Consider the following 13892-nt stretch of genomic DNA (forward strand, 5'->3'; position numbering starts at 1 on the left):
AACCGGCGTTCAGATGGGATCATTCTGCCGGTGGGAATTGGCTGCAAGGCCACCGGATACGGCGTCTGGCAAACGCGAATTTTGAGAAGGTTTGCGACAATGCTGCTCAAGGATGAGGTTGGAATGCTGCAACGCGTTCCCTTGTTCTCTGGCGTAGAGCCGACAAAGCTCAAGCTGCTTGCGTTCACATCCGATCGGGTGAGCTACAGCGCCGGCCAGATCCTTTTCCGGCAGGGCGACGAAGGAGACGCCGCCTATGTTATCCTTTCAGGCAGGGCAGATATTCTGGTCGATTCCGACAGCGGACCGATAAAAGTTGCCGAACTGGTGCCAAATTCGATTGTTGGTGAGATCGCCATATTGTGCAACAGCTCCCGCACGGCCACAGTCAGAGCAGCAAGTCCGCTGGAAGCCTTGAGAATCCGCAAGGACCATTTCCTGAGGCTTATGAAGGAGTTCCCGGAAATGACCATCGAGATATTGCGGGTTCTTGCCGATCGCCTAAGCCATACGACTGCGGATCTGATCGACGCACGAAGCACCAAGTAACGACTGATATGCGCTTAATCCTCCCGTAATGGCACCGACTACCAGGGGCGACTCGAGTGCGAAAGAGTAGCATGGACGACGACGACATCTTCCTGGTCAGGTTTTGGGGCGTGCGCGGCAGCATTTCGGTATCGGGGCCAGAATTCTCTCGCTATGGCGGCAACACAATCTGCATTGAGATGCGATGCGGCAAGCATACGCTTCTGTTCGACGCGGGCTCTGGCCTGCGGCCTGCCGGCGGAGCGCTTCGGGCGTCGGGAGTGAGCGATTTCGACCTGTTTTTCACCCATTGCCATTACGATCACATCATCGGGCTGCCGGCTTTTAAGCCGATCTATGACCGGAACGTCAAAGTTAGGCTCTGGTCCGGGCATCTTGCAGGACGCATGACGACCCGGCAGATGGTCGATGAGTTCATGCGGCCGCCGTGGTTTCCGGTGAACCTCGATATCTGCAAGGCACGCATCGACTGCCGCGATTTCGTATCCGGAGACGTGCTTCGGCCGCGCGAAGGAGTGGTGGTCCGAACCGGCAGTCTTAACCATCCGGGCGGCTGTATAGGTTATCGGGTCGAATGGGGCGGCCACGTCGTGGCGGTGATCACCGACACCGAGCACGAGCCGGGCAAACTCGATCAGGCGGTGCTCGGCTTGATCGAAGATGCCGACCTCGTCATCTACGATTGTGCGTACACCGAGGAGGAAATGGAACACCGCCGCGGTACCGGGCACTCGACGTGGCAACAGGGCGTCAAACTCTGTGAGGCAGCCGGTGCGCGGGGGCTTGCGCTGTTTCACCACGATCCGACACGCACCGACGAGGAACTGGACGTGATCGAGAAACTGGCCAAGGACAAGTTTGCCGGCGCTTTTGCAGCGCGGGATGGCCAGACGCTCAAATTTCCAGTTCCATTGCACAAAAGGCGCTGAGCTATTTTCCTTTGCCGGCGCTGCGCCCGATCAATGTCCTGATCGGAAGCCATGTGCAGGCTTCAGTCTGTGCGGTGACTGCGAACAGCCGTTCGAGGAAGAGCCAGGCCGATTCATCATGGACGAGATGGTGGGTGAGCAGGCCGACCGGTTCGCCCCCGTCGAATGCATGCTGCAATTGCGCGACGATAGCCCGAACCAACAGGCCATGATCGCGGCAGCCGCGCGTGCCATGCCAATCCATGATGTCGACATTGCTGTTGATGACCGCCAGCGAAGCCGGTTTCGGCGGCCCATAGACCGATAATGCGGCAAATCCTATCGATCCAAGGTCGGATACCAAGCCTGGGTCGATCCTGTTCCAGGGTGGCACCAGCATCGGAACGGCACGTGCGCCATGCAGGCCGGTGACTTGCGACAGCCCGCGAGCCAGATCGTCGAGCACCGCCTGGCGTGGCCGATGCGGGCCGAGCTCCTGCTTTTTCTGGTCCTCGGGCGCATGATTTCGGTGCGCCCAGCCATGGATAGCGACCGTGGCATGCGGCGCCTCGTCGAGCCGGGCGACAAGCTTCTCATCCGTCAGGGCCGGAATGACGGCCAGAGTGACCGGAACCGCGAATTCCGCTGTGAGGTCGAGCAGCCGATCTAGCGCAGGCGTCGGATCCACGGCGTCATCGTCGCGCAGCCAGAACTCTGCCTTACGATGCGCCCGTTGCCGGCACTCCAGTTCTTCCACCAAGGGTTGCCAGATCTGATCGGATGTCATGACACCGGGATCTTCGCAAGCAGTTCGGCCAGACGCGCCGCCCCGGCACCGAGGGAACGTTCCTCGAGGATAAAACGTCTGGCTTCTGCGGCCATGATGGTTCTTTCGTCGTTACGGGCCAGAAGCCTTTCAATGGCAGAAGCGAACGCCGCCACGTCGCCCGGTGGGGTGAGAAACCCGGCCTGGCCATCCCGCACGACCTCCGGCACGCCGGCGATGTCCTGAGCCACCACCGGAAGGCCGGCGGCCTGAGCTTCAAGATAGGCAACGCCATAGGCCTCGCCGAAACCCGGCCAGACGTAAATTCCGCCACTGTAGAGGACCTCCGGCACTGCGGCTGGCTCGATCGCGCCAAGCCATTCGATACGGTTGGCGGGCAAGCCGGCGAACTGCGCTTTGACCTCTTCACGGGCAGGCCCGTCCCCGACGACCGACATGGTCCAGGGCAGGTGGCCGATCGAACCGAGCGCTTGCGCCAGCATGCGATAGCTTTGCAGTTTGTCGCCCGGGCGCATCATGGCGACGGTAACGAGGCGCGTCGGACAACCCTGTGCGGGCGTTTCACGGAATGCCGATGTGTCGATGAAGGGCGCAAGCATGCCGAGAGCGGCGCCGGGAACCGCGTCTGTCAGTCCCTGACGATCCCTTTGCGTGAAGCAGATATTCAGCGCTGCCCGTTCGACGGCTCGCGCCACCAACGCTTGCGTATCGGCCCACAAACCGGTGTCGCGCCGCCTCGAATAGGAGGCTTCCGCTGTCACATAGGGGACAGCAAAAGCCGACGCCAGCTCGGGCCCGATCAGGTCGGGCGCCTTGTAGTAGGGATGGTAGGTAAACCAGAGATCGGGCTTGCCGTCACGATCCCAAAGCCTTTTCAGCCGCGCGGCTTCCTCTCGGGCTTCGATCTTAAGCGCATCGAAACTTTTCGGCTCCGGTTCGCGTAGATAGAATCGCAATTCGGATGCCAGTTCGACGCTATGCCCTCCATGCTCCAGCGCCTTGACCAGCGTCCGTGCCATCTGGCGGTCGCCGGAGGCAACGGGATCATTGGGTGACTTCAGCGGCGCGTAGAAGGCAATTCGCATTGCCGGACCCTATCATTTGAAAGCCTGCACAAGTCAATTTCGAAGCAGGATCGACGTCACCTTCAAGCAGTGGAATGTGCTATCTGATGCTCATGGAAACAGCTGCCGCGTCCGACCCGTTTGTCGCTTCTCTGCCGGTCTTCGCAAAGTTCGAAAGCGTTGCCGATATCGACAATTATAAGCCTCTCCCCGATGGTTGGGCGCTGGCCACCGCCGACATCGTCGGCTCGACCAAGGCGATCGAGGCTGGGCGCTATAAAACCGTCAATATGGCCGGTGCCAGCGTCATTTCGGCGCTGCTCAATGCGCTGGGCCGGCAAGATTTTCCCTTTGTCTTCGGCGGTGACGGTGCGCTCGTGGCGTTCCCCGGATCGGCGCTGGAGATCACCCGCAACGCGCTTGCCGCGGTCCAGAGATGGGTGGCGGACGAACTGGACCTGACCTTGCGTGCCGCAATCGTGCCGATAAGGGATATAAGAGCGCAAGGCCTCGACGTTCGCGTGGCGAGATTCCAAGCCTCCGAAGCGGTCTTCTATGCCATGTTCGCCGGCGGTGGCGGCAGCTGGGCGGAAGCCGAGATGAAAGCCGGGCGCTACCTGATCGATCCTGCGCCGGCCGGCGCGCGGCCGGATCTGACCGGCCTCTCCTGCCGCTGGAACCCTATCGAAACCCGGCATGGCGAAATCGTCTCGATCATAGCCATACCGGGGGCGTCGCGCGACTTGCACGGTTTTCAGTTACTGGTCTCCGACATCATCGCCCTTGCCGGCAGGCAGGAGCGCGATGGCCACCCGGTGCCGGTGGACGGGCCGGACTACAGTTTGCTACCCGCCGGTCTAGATATCGAGGCGCGGGCCGTCGCGCCGGCGGGACGGCGGTGGCTGGCGAAGCTGTGGGTAGTGTTCCTCATGACGCTTACGGCTGTCACCGATCGATATGGCTGGACGATCGGTAGGTTCGATCCGAAGATCTACAAACGCGACGTGGCCAGCAATTCGGATTTCCGGAAGTTCGACGACGGCTTGAAGATGACCATCGACGTTGACGCTGATGTGTTGCAACGGATCGAGAACCGGCTGCAGCAGGCGGAACAGGCGGGCGTTTGCAACTATGGCCTGCACCGCCAGCAATCGGCCTTGATGACGTGTCTCGTCGCCTCGCCGCTGCAGCGCGATCACGTTCATTTCATCGACGGCGCCGCCGGCGGCTATGCGATGGCTGCCGCAAGCCTGAAGGCGAAGGTGTCGGTTTGATGACGGCTTGCGGAAATCGATCTTCCGCAATATCCCTCGGCCATGGTTCCTGCGACCAAGTGAGCCTCGGCGGACAGCCTGTCCGAATTGACGGGAAAACAGATTTTGGACGCCTCGCGATCAGTATATGACCGTCTTCTGGACCGGATTTCGACGCGTACGGCGCAAGTCGGCGTGATCGGACTGGGCTATGTCGGGTTGCCGCTGGCAGTTGCGATCGCACGCGCCGGCTTTCCGGTTTCCGGCTTCGACATCGAAGCCCAAAAGGTCGAGAGCCTGAACAACGGCCAATCCTACATTGAGGCTGTGACGACGACAGCCCTTGCCGGTCAGGTGGCGAGCGGACGGTTCCGCGCCACTGCAGATTTTGCCGAACTGGCCGTCTGCGATGTCATCATCATCTGTGTTCCGACACCGCTGACGAAGAACCGTGAGCCGGACCTCTCCTTTGTCAGGAACACGGCAGGCAGCATCGCGAAGCGTCTGCGTCTCGGCCAGCTGATCGTTCTGGAATCGACCACCTATCCCGGCACCACCGACGACGTGATCAGGCCCATACTGGAAGAAACCGGCTTGCAGTCGAAGATCGACTTCTTCCTCGGCTTCTCGCCCGAACGCGAGGATCCCGGCAACCGCAGCTTTGAAGTCGCGACGATCCCCAAAGTCGTGGCAGGCGACGGCGTTGAAGCGGCGACGCTCGTGCAGACTTTCTACCAAAGCGTGGTCAAGACCGTCGTTCCGGTTTCCACCACGGCGACCGCCGAAGCGGTCAAGCTGACGGAAAACATCTTCCGCTCGGTCAACATAGCCCTGGTCAATGAGTTGAAGGTCGTACTCGGTGCGATGGGCATCGACATCTGGGAGGTGATCGAGGCGGCAAAAAGCAAGCCCTTCGGCTACATGCCTTTCTACCCTGGCCCTGGACTTGGCGGGCACTGCGTTCCGATCGATCCGTTCTACCTGACGTGGAAGGCACGCGAATACGAACTGCCGACCCGCTTCATCGAGCTGGCGGCAGAGATCAACACGGCTATGCCGCGTCATGTGGTCGATGAACTGGCGAAGGCGCTGGACCGGCGCTGCGGCAAAGCGCTCAGCCGCTCGCGCATTCTCATCATTGGGCTCGCCTATAAGAAGAATGTGCCCGACATCCGCGAAAGCCCTTCATTGCGGCTCATTGAACTCATCGAGGAGTGGGGCGGCAAGGCGGAATTCCACGATCCGCACGTTAGAGAAATTCCGACCACACGGGAGCATATGGCGATCAAGGGGCGTCGCTCGGTCGAATTGAGCGAGGCGGCCTTGAAGGATTTCGATGCTGTCGTCGTTGCAACCGACCACGACACGATCGACTATCAGGCGATCGCCGATCACGCTCTTCTGATCGTCGACACGCGCAATGTTTTTGGCCGCCTCGGGCTAGCCCGAGAGACGGTAGTGAAGGCCTGACGGCGTCTGAGCCGGCGAATTTTTTGCCCGATGTCAGGATCGTGGTTGCACTCTGCCGGCAGCGTCGACACATAATGCCTTGCAGTTACGCCTGCTGCGGTAAGGACAGTCATTCGAGAAATTCTTCGCCGGCTTTTGCCGCCGAAGCCGGCTTCACTGACTTCGAGGGTCTCATCTCTCGGTCGTTGCCGGGCTGCGTTGTGGGCGGATCAAAGGAGAATGGCTCGTCTTCGACGGGTTTCGAGATAGCATGAGCACAGCGCAAGAAATTTCCCCCATTCTCATGGACAAGGTTGCCGATTGGCTGAATCAGTCGGCGCTGGCGGGCAACGACTTGGAAACATTGGTAAAAGGCTTTTGCGATCGGCTGGCCGCTGCTGGCCTGCCGCTGAAGCGGGTGCATTTGAGCTTTTCGATGCTTCATCCGCTTTATGACGCGCTTGGCTTCACCTGGCTTCGCGGCCAGGGCATGGAAATAGAAAGCTTCCGCAATAGGCCCGGCGTGCCGTCTGACAGATTCCTGGCCAGCCCATACTACCATCTGCTCAGCAATCAGCTCGAGCATCTGCGACGCCGGCTCGACCCGTCGGTGCAGTCGGAGTTTCCTGTTTTCGATGAACTCAGGCTTATGGGCGTCACCGATTACATGGCTTTCATCCAAACCTTCAGCGGCAACACCAGTCAGGGCATGATGGGGTCCTGGTCCACTGACAGTGCTGCAGGTTTCAGCGACAGCATGATTTCGGCGCTGCTGCGCATCCAGAGCCATCTCGCTATCGCAACCAAGATGGCGGTGCTCACCAAGCTCGCCGACAACATGATGACCACTTATCTAGGCGGTGACGCTGGCAGGCGCGTGCTTGACGGTCAGATCAAGCGCGGCGAGGGCGATACAATCCGGGCCGCACTCGTCATGGCCGATATGCGTGGGTCGTCAAGGCTTGCTGAAACCTCGGGCCGCGAAATCTACATTGATACGCTGAACCAGTTTTTCGACGCCGTTGCTGCGCCTTTCAATCGCACAGGCGGGCAGATCATGAGTTTCATAGGGGATGGCTTCATTGCCGTTTACCCTTGCGAAAGGCACCGCTCGCAGTCCGAGATCGCCTGCCAGGCTGCTCTTGCGGCCGCTCACAAGGCCACGGCGCGCATGATCGATCTCAATCTGCGCCGAAAGGAAAAGGGGTTGTCCGACATAAAATTTGGTATCGGCCTGCATGTCGGCAATGTGATGTTCGGCAATGTCGGGCTTACCGACCGGCTCACATTCTCTGTCTTCGGCTCGGCTGTAAACGAGGTTCAACGCCTCCAGACCCTGACCAAGAAATATCCGCACAGCGTTCTCGCCAGCGAACACTTCGCCAGCTACTGCGGCGCCAACAGCTGGCTGACGCTCGGCAGCGAGGAACTGGCGGGCATCAAGCAGAAGCTGACGGTGCTTTCACCCGATCTGTCGGGTGCTCTCGCAGCAGATGAAGACGGTACACTGGAGCCGATTTACGACCGAAGATCGGACGCCGAGCAGGTCATGCTGCTTCACCGCGATGCCGCGCGGCTCTCGGCGGGCGGCTCGACGAAGCTCCAGTAACCGCCACGATCTGATCCAAATGCCTTTGGTATGCAGTCCAGTCACCGGTTCCGCGAGGGGGGCGGGCGATCGTTTCGAATCCAAGTTGCTCTAGGCTGGCAATGCGCTAGTCTCGCTTACTGGGCCTGCCGCCGCCCGGCAGGCCGCCAGAGTGGGGCTGGTGTGAGAATGAATTCGGGTGTTGATCTGCTGCGGATCGAAGACGTAGGCATCTCTTTTGCCATTGTCGGGGGACCGTTGCATGCCGTCAGGCGTGCAAATCTTCGCGTGCTGCCCGGCAAGGTTACCGCGCTTGTGGGCGAGTCAGGTTCCGGAAAATCGGTTCTCAGCCAGGCAGTGATGGGCATCTTGCCGAACACAGCTCATGTTCGCGGCCGGATCCTGTTTTCCGATCCTGAAAAGCCCGGCACGACGCAGGATATCCTGCAGATGCCGCGTGACGGACCCGAAATCCGGGCGTTGAGAGGCAGCCGCATCGGCAAGATCTTTCAGGAGCCGATGACATCGCTATCGCCGCTGCACACGATCGGCAACCAGGTCAGCGAATCCCTGCAGATTCATACGCCCATGGCTCGGGCTGAGCGCAAGGCGCGGACCGAGGAAATGCTCAGCCTTGTCGGCTTTCCGAATCCCAAGCGCGCCTATGATATGTATCCCTTCGAACTTTCGGGAGGATTGCGTCAGCGCGCCATGATCGCCATGGCGCTAATCTGCCGGCCCGCCCTGTTGATCGCCGACGAGCCGACGACGGCGTTGGACGTCACCATCCAGGCGCAGATCCTGCAATTGCTGCGCGGGCTTCAGACCAAGCTGAACATGGCGATGCTGCTGATCACCCACGACCTCGGCGTGGTCGCCAATGTCGCCGACGAGGTGGTGGTCATCTACCATGGCGAGATCATGGAAGCGGGACCTGTCGAGGCGATATTCCGCCGGCCAGGCCATCCTTACCTGAAGGGCCTGATGGCAGCCGTTCCGCATTTCGACCTGAAGCCTGGCGAAAGGCTGAAGGCGCTTCGCGAGGTGCCGGTGAACGTTGGGAACCTGCTCGGCAAGCAGACGGCGCCGGCATCGAGGCGGCCGGACGACATCCTGCTGTCGGTCAGGGATCTGAAAAAGACCTTCACCATCCGCAAGTCCGGATGGTTCGGCGGGGATCATCAAACCACTGTTCGCGCCGTGGACGGCGTGAGCTTCGATATCAGGCGGGGTGAGTGCCTGGGTCTGGTCGGCGAAAGCGGCTCCGGCAAAACCACCGTCAGCAAGATCCTGATGCGGGCTGTCACCCCTAGCGGCGGCTCTGTGATGTTCAACGGCCGCGATGGAGCGATCGACGTCTTGCGAGGCGAGGGAGACGCCCTGCGCATGCTGCGCGCGAAAATCCAGATGGTCTTCCAGGATCCGGTTTCATCGCTTTCACCTCGCATGACGGTGGAGAACATCCTGAGCGAGCCGCTGGAGATCCATCAACGTGGCAATGCCGCGTCCCGACTCGCCACGGTCAAGAGCCTGATGCAGGCAATCGGGCTCGATCCGCGCTTTATCAAGCGTTATCCGCACAGTTTCTCCGGCGGGCAGCGTCAGCGTATCGGCATAGCGCGCGCATTGGCGCTGGGGCCTGAACTGCTGATCTGCGACGAGCCGGTTTCGGCGCTCGATGTCTCTGTCCAGGCGCAGATCCTGAACCTTCTGAAGGACCTGCAGAAGGAACTGGGCCTTACCTACCTGTTCATATCGCACAACCTGGCGGTGGTGGACTACATGGCGGACCGCATCGCGGTGATGTGCGGCGGGCGTATCGTCGAGCTTGCGCCGCGCGAAATTCTGCTCAGGAAACCGGTCCACCCCTACACGCGCTCACTGGTCGCCGCAGTACCTTTTCCCGATCTCGACAGGCCGATGGATTTCAAGACGCTGAAGCTCGGCGGCGCTTCCGACACCAGCGCATGGGAACCGCAATTCCGCGACGAGGGCCACGAGGATATGCTGTCGCCGCTCGATTTGGGCGGCGGCCACCTCGTGCTGGCCCGACGTTCGGCCGATGTCAGTGAGTTGCGCCATTGATCAGCCGGCGCACCGTGCTTGGGCTCATGGCTTCGGCATTTCTGCCGGGCACGTTGCGCGCCGGCGATCTGGAGCCGGAATTTCTTCAGCCGCAGCTGAAGGCCAAGGCGCTGCCGGCACTCGCCGAACGCCTGCCCAAGAGCCCGCGCGTGTTGAATCTCGCTGCGATGGGCCGGCAGCCCGGCCAATATGGCGGCACGCTGCGCACGATCATCGGCAGCCAGAAAGATATCCGGATGATGACGATCTACGGGTATGCTCGCCTGGTCGGCTATGACGAAAAGCTTAATCTGCAACCCGACATTCTCGAAAGTTTCGACGTAGCAGACGATCGCGTCTTCACTTTCAAGATACGGGAAGGACATAAATGGTCCGACGGTAGCCTGCTGACGCCGGAGGATTTTCGCTATTGCTGGGAAGATGTCTGGCTGAACGACGAGCTTTCGCAAGGCGGGCTTGCCCCGGCCCTGCTGGCGGACGGCAAGCCGCCACGCTTCGAGATCGTCGATCCGCTGACGGTCCGCTATAGCTGGGATGCGCCCAATCCCGACTTCCTGCCCAAGCTCGCTGCTGCTTCGCCGCTACCGCTTGTTCTGCCGGCCGCCTATCTCAAGCAGTTCCACAAGAAATATCAGGATCCATTCCGGCTCGCCGGCCTGATGAAGGAGAACCGGGCCCAGAAATGGACGCTCCTGCATATCCGCATGTCGCGGCAGTATCGTCCGGAGAACCCGGATCTGCCGACGCTCGATCCCTGGCGGAACCGCACCAAGCCGCCGGCCGAGCAGTTCGTCTTCGAGCGGAACCCGTTCTTTCATCGAATAGACCAGAATGGCCGGCAACTGCCTTACATTGACCGGGTTGTCATGAATGTCAGCTCGTCGGCGATCATTTCCGCCAAGACCGGTGCGGGCGAAAGCGACCTCCAAGGCATGGGAATTGACTTCGCCGATTACGCGTTTCTGAAGGACGCGGAGAAGCGCTACCCGGTGAAGATGCATCTGTGGAAACGCACACAGGGGTCGCGGCTGGCGCTGCTGCCCAATCTGAATTGTGCCGACCAGGTGTGGCGTGGCCTTCTTCGTGACGTGCGGGTGCGCCGCGCACTTTCGCTCGCCGTCGACAGGCGCGAGATCAATCTGGCCGTGTTCTACGGACTGGCGCAGGAAAGCGCCGATACGGTCCTGCCGGAGAGCCCGCTCTACCGGCCGGAATTCGCGAAGGCCTGGGTCGCCCATGATCCTGACCAGGCCAATGCCCTGCTCGACGAGGTCGGGCTTCAGACGCGTGACGATGACGGCCTGCGGATACTTCCCGATGGACGACCGGCGCAGATCATCGTGGAAACGGCCGGCGAAAGCACACTGGAAACCGACGCGCTCGAACTCATCACCGATCACTGGCGCCAGATCGGCATCGCTTTGTTCATCAGGACTTCGCAGCGCGACGTCTTCCGCAGCCGCGCGCTTGGCGGCCAGATCATGATGTCGATGTGGTCGGGCATCGACAATGGCGTGGCGACCGCCGATATGAATCCGTACCAGTTGGCCCCCACCATCGACGACCAACTGCAATGGCCGCTCTGGGGCGCTCACTACTTGTCTCATGGCACGCTCGGTGAGGCGCCCGATCTTCCGCCTGTGGTCGAGCTGATGGCTTTGCTCAAGCGCTGGAACGCTTCGACCGGAGCCACGGAGCGCGCTGAAATCTGGAATTCAATGCTGTCGATCTACACCGATCAGGTGTTTTCGATCGGCACGGTGAACGGAACGCATCAGCCGGTTCTGACGTCTTCGCGGCTACGCAATCTGCCTGACAAGGCGCTCTACGGCTACGACCCGACCGCCTATTTCGGTGTCTATATGCCGGACACATTCTGGTTTGGAGAGTCCTGAGCGTGCTTCGATATATTGTCTGGCGCATCGCCGTGATGGTTCCAACGCTGCTGATCATATCGGCGCTGGTGTTCACGATCATCGAACTTCCCCCAGGCGACTATTTCGACAGCTATGTTGCCGAGCTTCGGGCTCAGGGCGAAGCGGTGGATTCCGATCGCATCCAGATGATGCGATCGGAATATGGTTTCGACAAGCCGCCGGTCATTCGCTACTTCTACTGGGTCGGCGGGATGCTGCATGGCGATTTCGGCTATTCCTTCGAATATGAGCTGCCGGTTCGCGATGTCATCGGAGACCGAATGTGGCTGACCGTGCTGGTTTCCTTCGTCACGATCGTCGTCACCTGGCTCATCGCCTTTCCGATCGGCATGTACTCCGCCACGCATCAATACAGCTGGGGCGACTACGGCCTGACTTTCTTCGGCCTTCTCGGCCTTGCCATTCCGAACTTCATGCTGGCACTGATCCTGATGTATTTCGCCAACATCTGGTTCGGCACGTCCATCGGCCATCTCATGGACCAGCAATATCTCGGCGAGCCGATGAGCTGGGCCAAGGCGAAGTCGATCCTCGCCCATCTCTGGATCCCGGTCTTGATCATCGGCACCGGAGGCACGGCAAGCATGATCCGGCGACTGCGCGCCAATCTGCTTGATGAGCTACACAAGCAATATGTCGTGACCGCGCGCGCCAAAGGCCTTCATCCGTTCAAGGCGCTGGTCAAATATCCGCTGCGCATGGCGCTCAATTTCTTCATTTCAGACATCGGCTCTATCCTGCCGGCCATCATCTCCGGCGCCGAAATCACGGCGATCGTCCTGTCTTTGGAAACGACCGGGCCGATGCTGATCAGGGCGCTGCAAAGCCAGGACATGTATCTGGCAGGGTCGTTCCTGATGTTCCTCGCCTTCCTGACTGTCATCGGCGTCCTGATTTCCGACCTGGCGCTGGCGCTGCTTGATCCACGAATTCGCTTGCAGGGCGGCAGCACCAAATGAACACGCAATCGCCGCTGCCCGCTCCAGGTGCCCCACTGCAACACTACGTATCCATCGCGCCCTTTGACCTGCAGTCGGTCGAGGCGATGACGCCGGAGCAGTCGAAGGTCTTTCAGGCGTCGCAGTTGCGGCTGATGTGGTGGAAATTCCGACGGCACCGGCTTGCCCTTATATCCGGCATATTCCTGACAGCGCTTTATCTCGGGATACTGATCTGCGAGTTCCTGGCGCCCTACAATCTGCATGCGCGCAACATGGACTACATCTATTCGCCGCCGCAGCGGGTGCACCTGTTCCACAACGGCCAGTTCGTCGGGCCGTTCGTCTATGGCCGGCAGATGACGCTGGACATGGACACGCTCAAACGGAACTACATCGACAAGCAGGATGATGTTCAGCGGATCCGTTTCTTTTGCAAGGGCGACAGTTACCGGTTCTGGGGCCTGATTGAAGGTGACAGGCATCTTGTCTGCCCCGCCGAAAACGGCCAGCTCTTTCTCGCCGGCACTGACAGGCTGGGGCGTGATGTGCTCTCGCGCATCATCTATGGCGCACGCATCTCACTAACGATCGGCCTCGTCGGCGTCGGTTTCAGCTTCCTGCTCGGCATCGTCATCGGGGGGCTGGCCGGCTATCACGGCGGTATCTTCGACCTGATCGTTCAACGGATAATCGAAGTTCTGCAATCGATCCCCAGCATTCCGCTATGGCTGGCCCTGGCGGCGATCATGCCGATAACCTGGAGTCCGATCCTGATCTATTTCGGCATCACCGTCATCCTCGGGCTGCTCCACTGGACCGGATTGGCGCGGGCCGTGCGCTCAAAGCTTCTAGCCTTGCGCGAGGAGGATTACGTTCTGGCCGCTCAGTTGATGGGCGCCAGCAGCGGCCGCATTATCCGGCGGCACCTCATTCCGGGCTTCATGTCGCATCTGATCGCGACGGCGACGATCTCCATACCCGGCATGATTCTGGGCGAGACAGCGCTGAGCTTCCTCGGGCTCGGCCTGCGGGCGCCGATAACCAGCTGGGGCATCCTGCTCACCGAGGCGCGCAGTGTCAGCGTGATCGCGTTTTATCCATGGCTGCTTTTGCCGATCCTCCCCGTCATTCTGGTCATCCTGGCGTTCAACTTCCTCGGCGACGGCTTGCGGGATGCCGCAGACCCCTACAAGTGACATCGCTATTCCGCCGCGCGCCTGGCCGCAGACTCCACCCGGGCCTGTTCGGTTGTTGCAGTGTTCACCGTTCGCCTTTATATGCGGCGAGGCTGGATCGGCCCTAACACGTCGCTCTTGGGTTTCACCCTGGTC

General features: G+C 60.5%; 11 protein-coding genes. 9 read left to right on the plus strand and 2 right to left on the minus strand.

What is annotated here, in order from left to right:
- Positions 1-99: 99 nt before the first annotated feature.
- Both RFN28_RS02305 and RFN28_RS02310 read left to right on the plus strand, forming a co-directional pair.
- A complete protein-coding gene (locus tag RFN28_RS02305; protein ID WP_320285753.1) occupies positions 100-549 on the plus strand; it encodes a cyclic nucleotide-binding domain-containing protein in 450 nt (149 codons plus the stop codon).
- 71 nt (positions 550-620) lie between these two features.
- Positions 621-1478 carry an MBL fold metallo-hydrolase gene (locus RFN28_RS02310; protein ID WP_320285754.1) on the plus strand — a complete coding sequence of 286 codons (858 nt, stop codon included), beginning with the start codon at positions 621-623 and terminating at the stop codon, positions 1476-1478.
- A gap of 1 nt (position 1479) precedes the next feature.
- Here RFN28_RS02310 and RFN28_RS02315 read toward each other — a convergent pair whose 3' ends face one another.
- Together RFN28_RS02315 and RFN28_RS02320 are read right to left on the minus strand one after the other, a co-directional pair.
- On the minus strand, positions 1480-2244 hold the full coding sequence (locus RFN28_RS02315) for a polysaccharide deacetylase family protein (protein ID WP_320285755.1): 765 nt from the start codon (positions 2242-2244) through the stop codon (positions 1480-1482).
- Positions 2241-3329, minus strand: a complete 1089-nt coding sequence (locus RFN28_RS02320) for a glycosyltransferase family 4 protein (RefSeq protein ID WP_320285756.1) — start codon at positions 3327-3329, stop codon at positions 2241-2243. Before RFN28_RS02320 ends, RFN28_RS02315 begins: the two co-directional genes overlap by 4 nt.
- Positions 3330-3421: 92 nt before the next feature.
- Between RFN28_RS02320 and RFN28_RS02325 the strand changes: the two genes are divergently transcribed.
- The 7 genes from RFN28_RS02325 (at position 3422) to RFN28_RS02355 (ending at position 13757) form a co-directional block, all read left to right on the plus strand.
- On the plus strand, positions 3422-4582 hold the full coding sequence (locus RFN28_RS02325; protein ID WP_320285917.1) for a DUF3095 domain-containing protein: 1161 nt from the start codon (positions 3422-3424) through the stop codon (positions 4580-4582).
- 105 nt (positions 4583-4687) lie between these two features.
- On the plus strand, positions 4688-6031 hold the full coding sequence (locus RFN28_RS02330; protein ID WP_320285757.1) for a nucleotide sugar dehydrogenase: 1344 nt from the start codon (positions 4688-4690) through the stop codon (positions 6029-6031).
- Positions 6032-6281: 250 nt separating this feature from the next.
- Positions 6282-7619 carry an adenylate/guanylate cyclase domain-containing protein gene (locus RFN28_RS02335; RefSeq protein WP_320285758.1) on the plus strand — a complete coding sequence of 446 codons (1338 nt, stop codon included), beginning with the start codon at positions 6282-6284 and terminating at the stop codon, positions 7617-7619.
- Between the two features lie 168 nt (positions 7620-7787).
- Positions 7788-9683, plus strand: a complete 1896-nt coding sequence (locus tag RFN28_RS02340) for an ABC transporter ATP-binding protein (RefSeq protein WP_320285759.1) — start codon at positions 7788-7790, stop codon at positions 9681-9683.
- Positions 9680-11578: an ABC transporter substrate-binding protein gene (locus RFN28_RS02345; protein ID WP_320285760.1), complete on the plus strand. Its 1899-nt coding sequence runs from the start codon at positions 9680-9682 to the stop codon at positions 11576-11578. Before RFN28_RS02340 ends, RFN28_RS02345 begins: the two co-directional genes overlap by 4 nt.
- A gap of 2 nt (positions 11579-11580) precedes the next feature.
- A complete protein-coding gene (locus tag RFN28_RS02350) occupies positions 11581-12579 on the plus strand; it encodes an ABC transporter permease (protein ID WP_320285761.1) in 999 nt (332 codons plus the stop codon).
- Positions 12576-13757: an ABC transporter permease gene (locus RFN28_RS02355; RefSeq protein ID WP_320285762.1), complete on the plus strand. Its 1182-nt coding sequence runs from the start codon at positions 12576-12578 to the stop codon at positions 13755-13757. Before RFN28_RS02350 ends, RFN28_RS02355 begins: the two co-directional genes overlap by 4 nt.
- The last annotated feature ends 135 nt before the right edge of the window (positions 13758-13892 follow it).

The sequence above is a fragment of the Mesorhizobium album genome (genome assembly GCF_033977205.1).
Taxonomy (GTDB): domain Bacteria; phylum Pseudomonadota; class Alphaproteobacteria; order Rhizobiales; family Rhizobiaceae; genus Mesorhizobium; species Mesorhizobium album.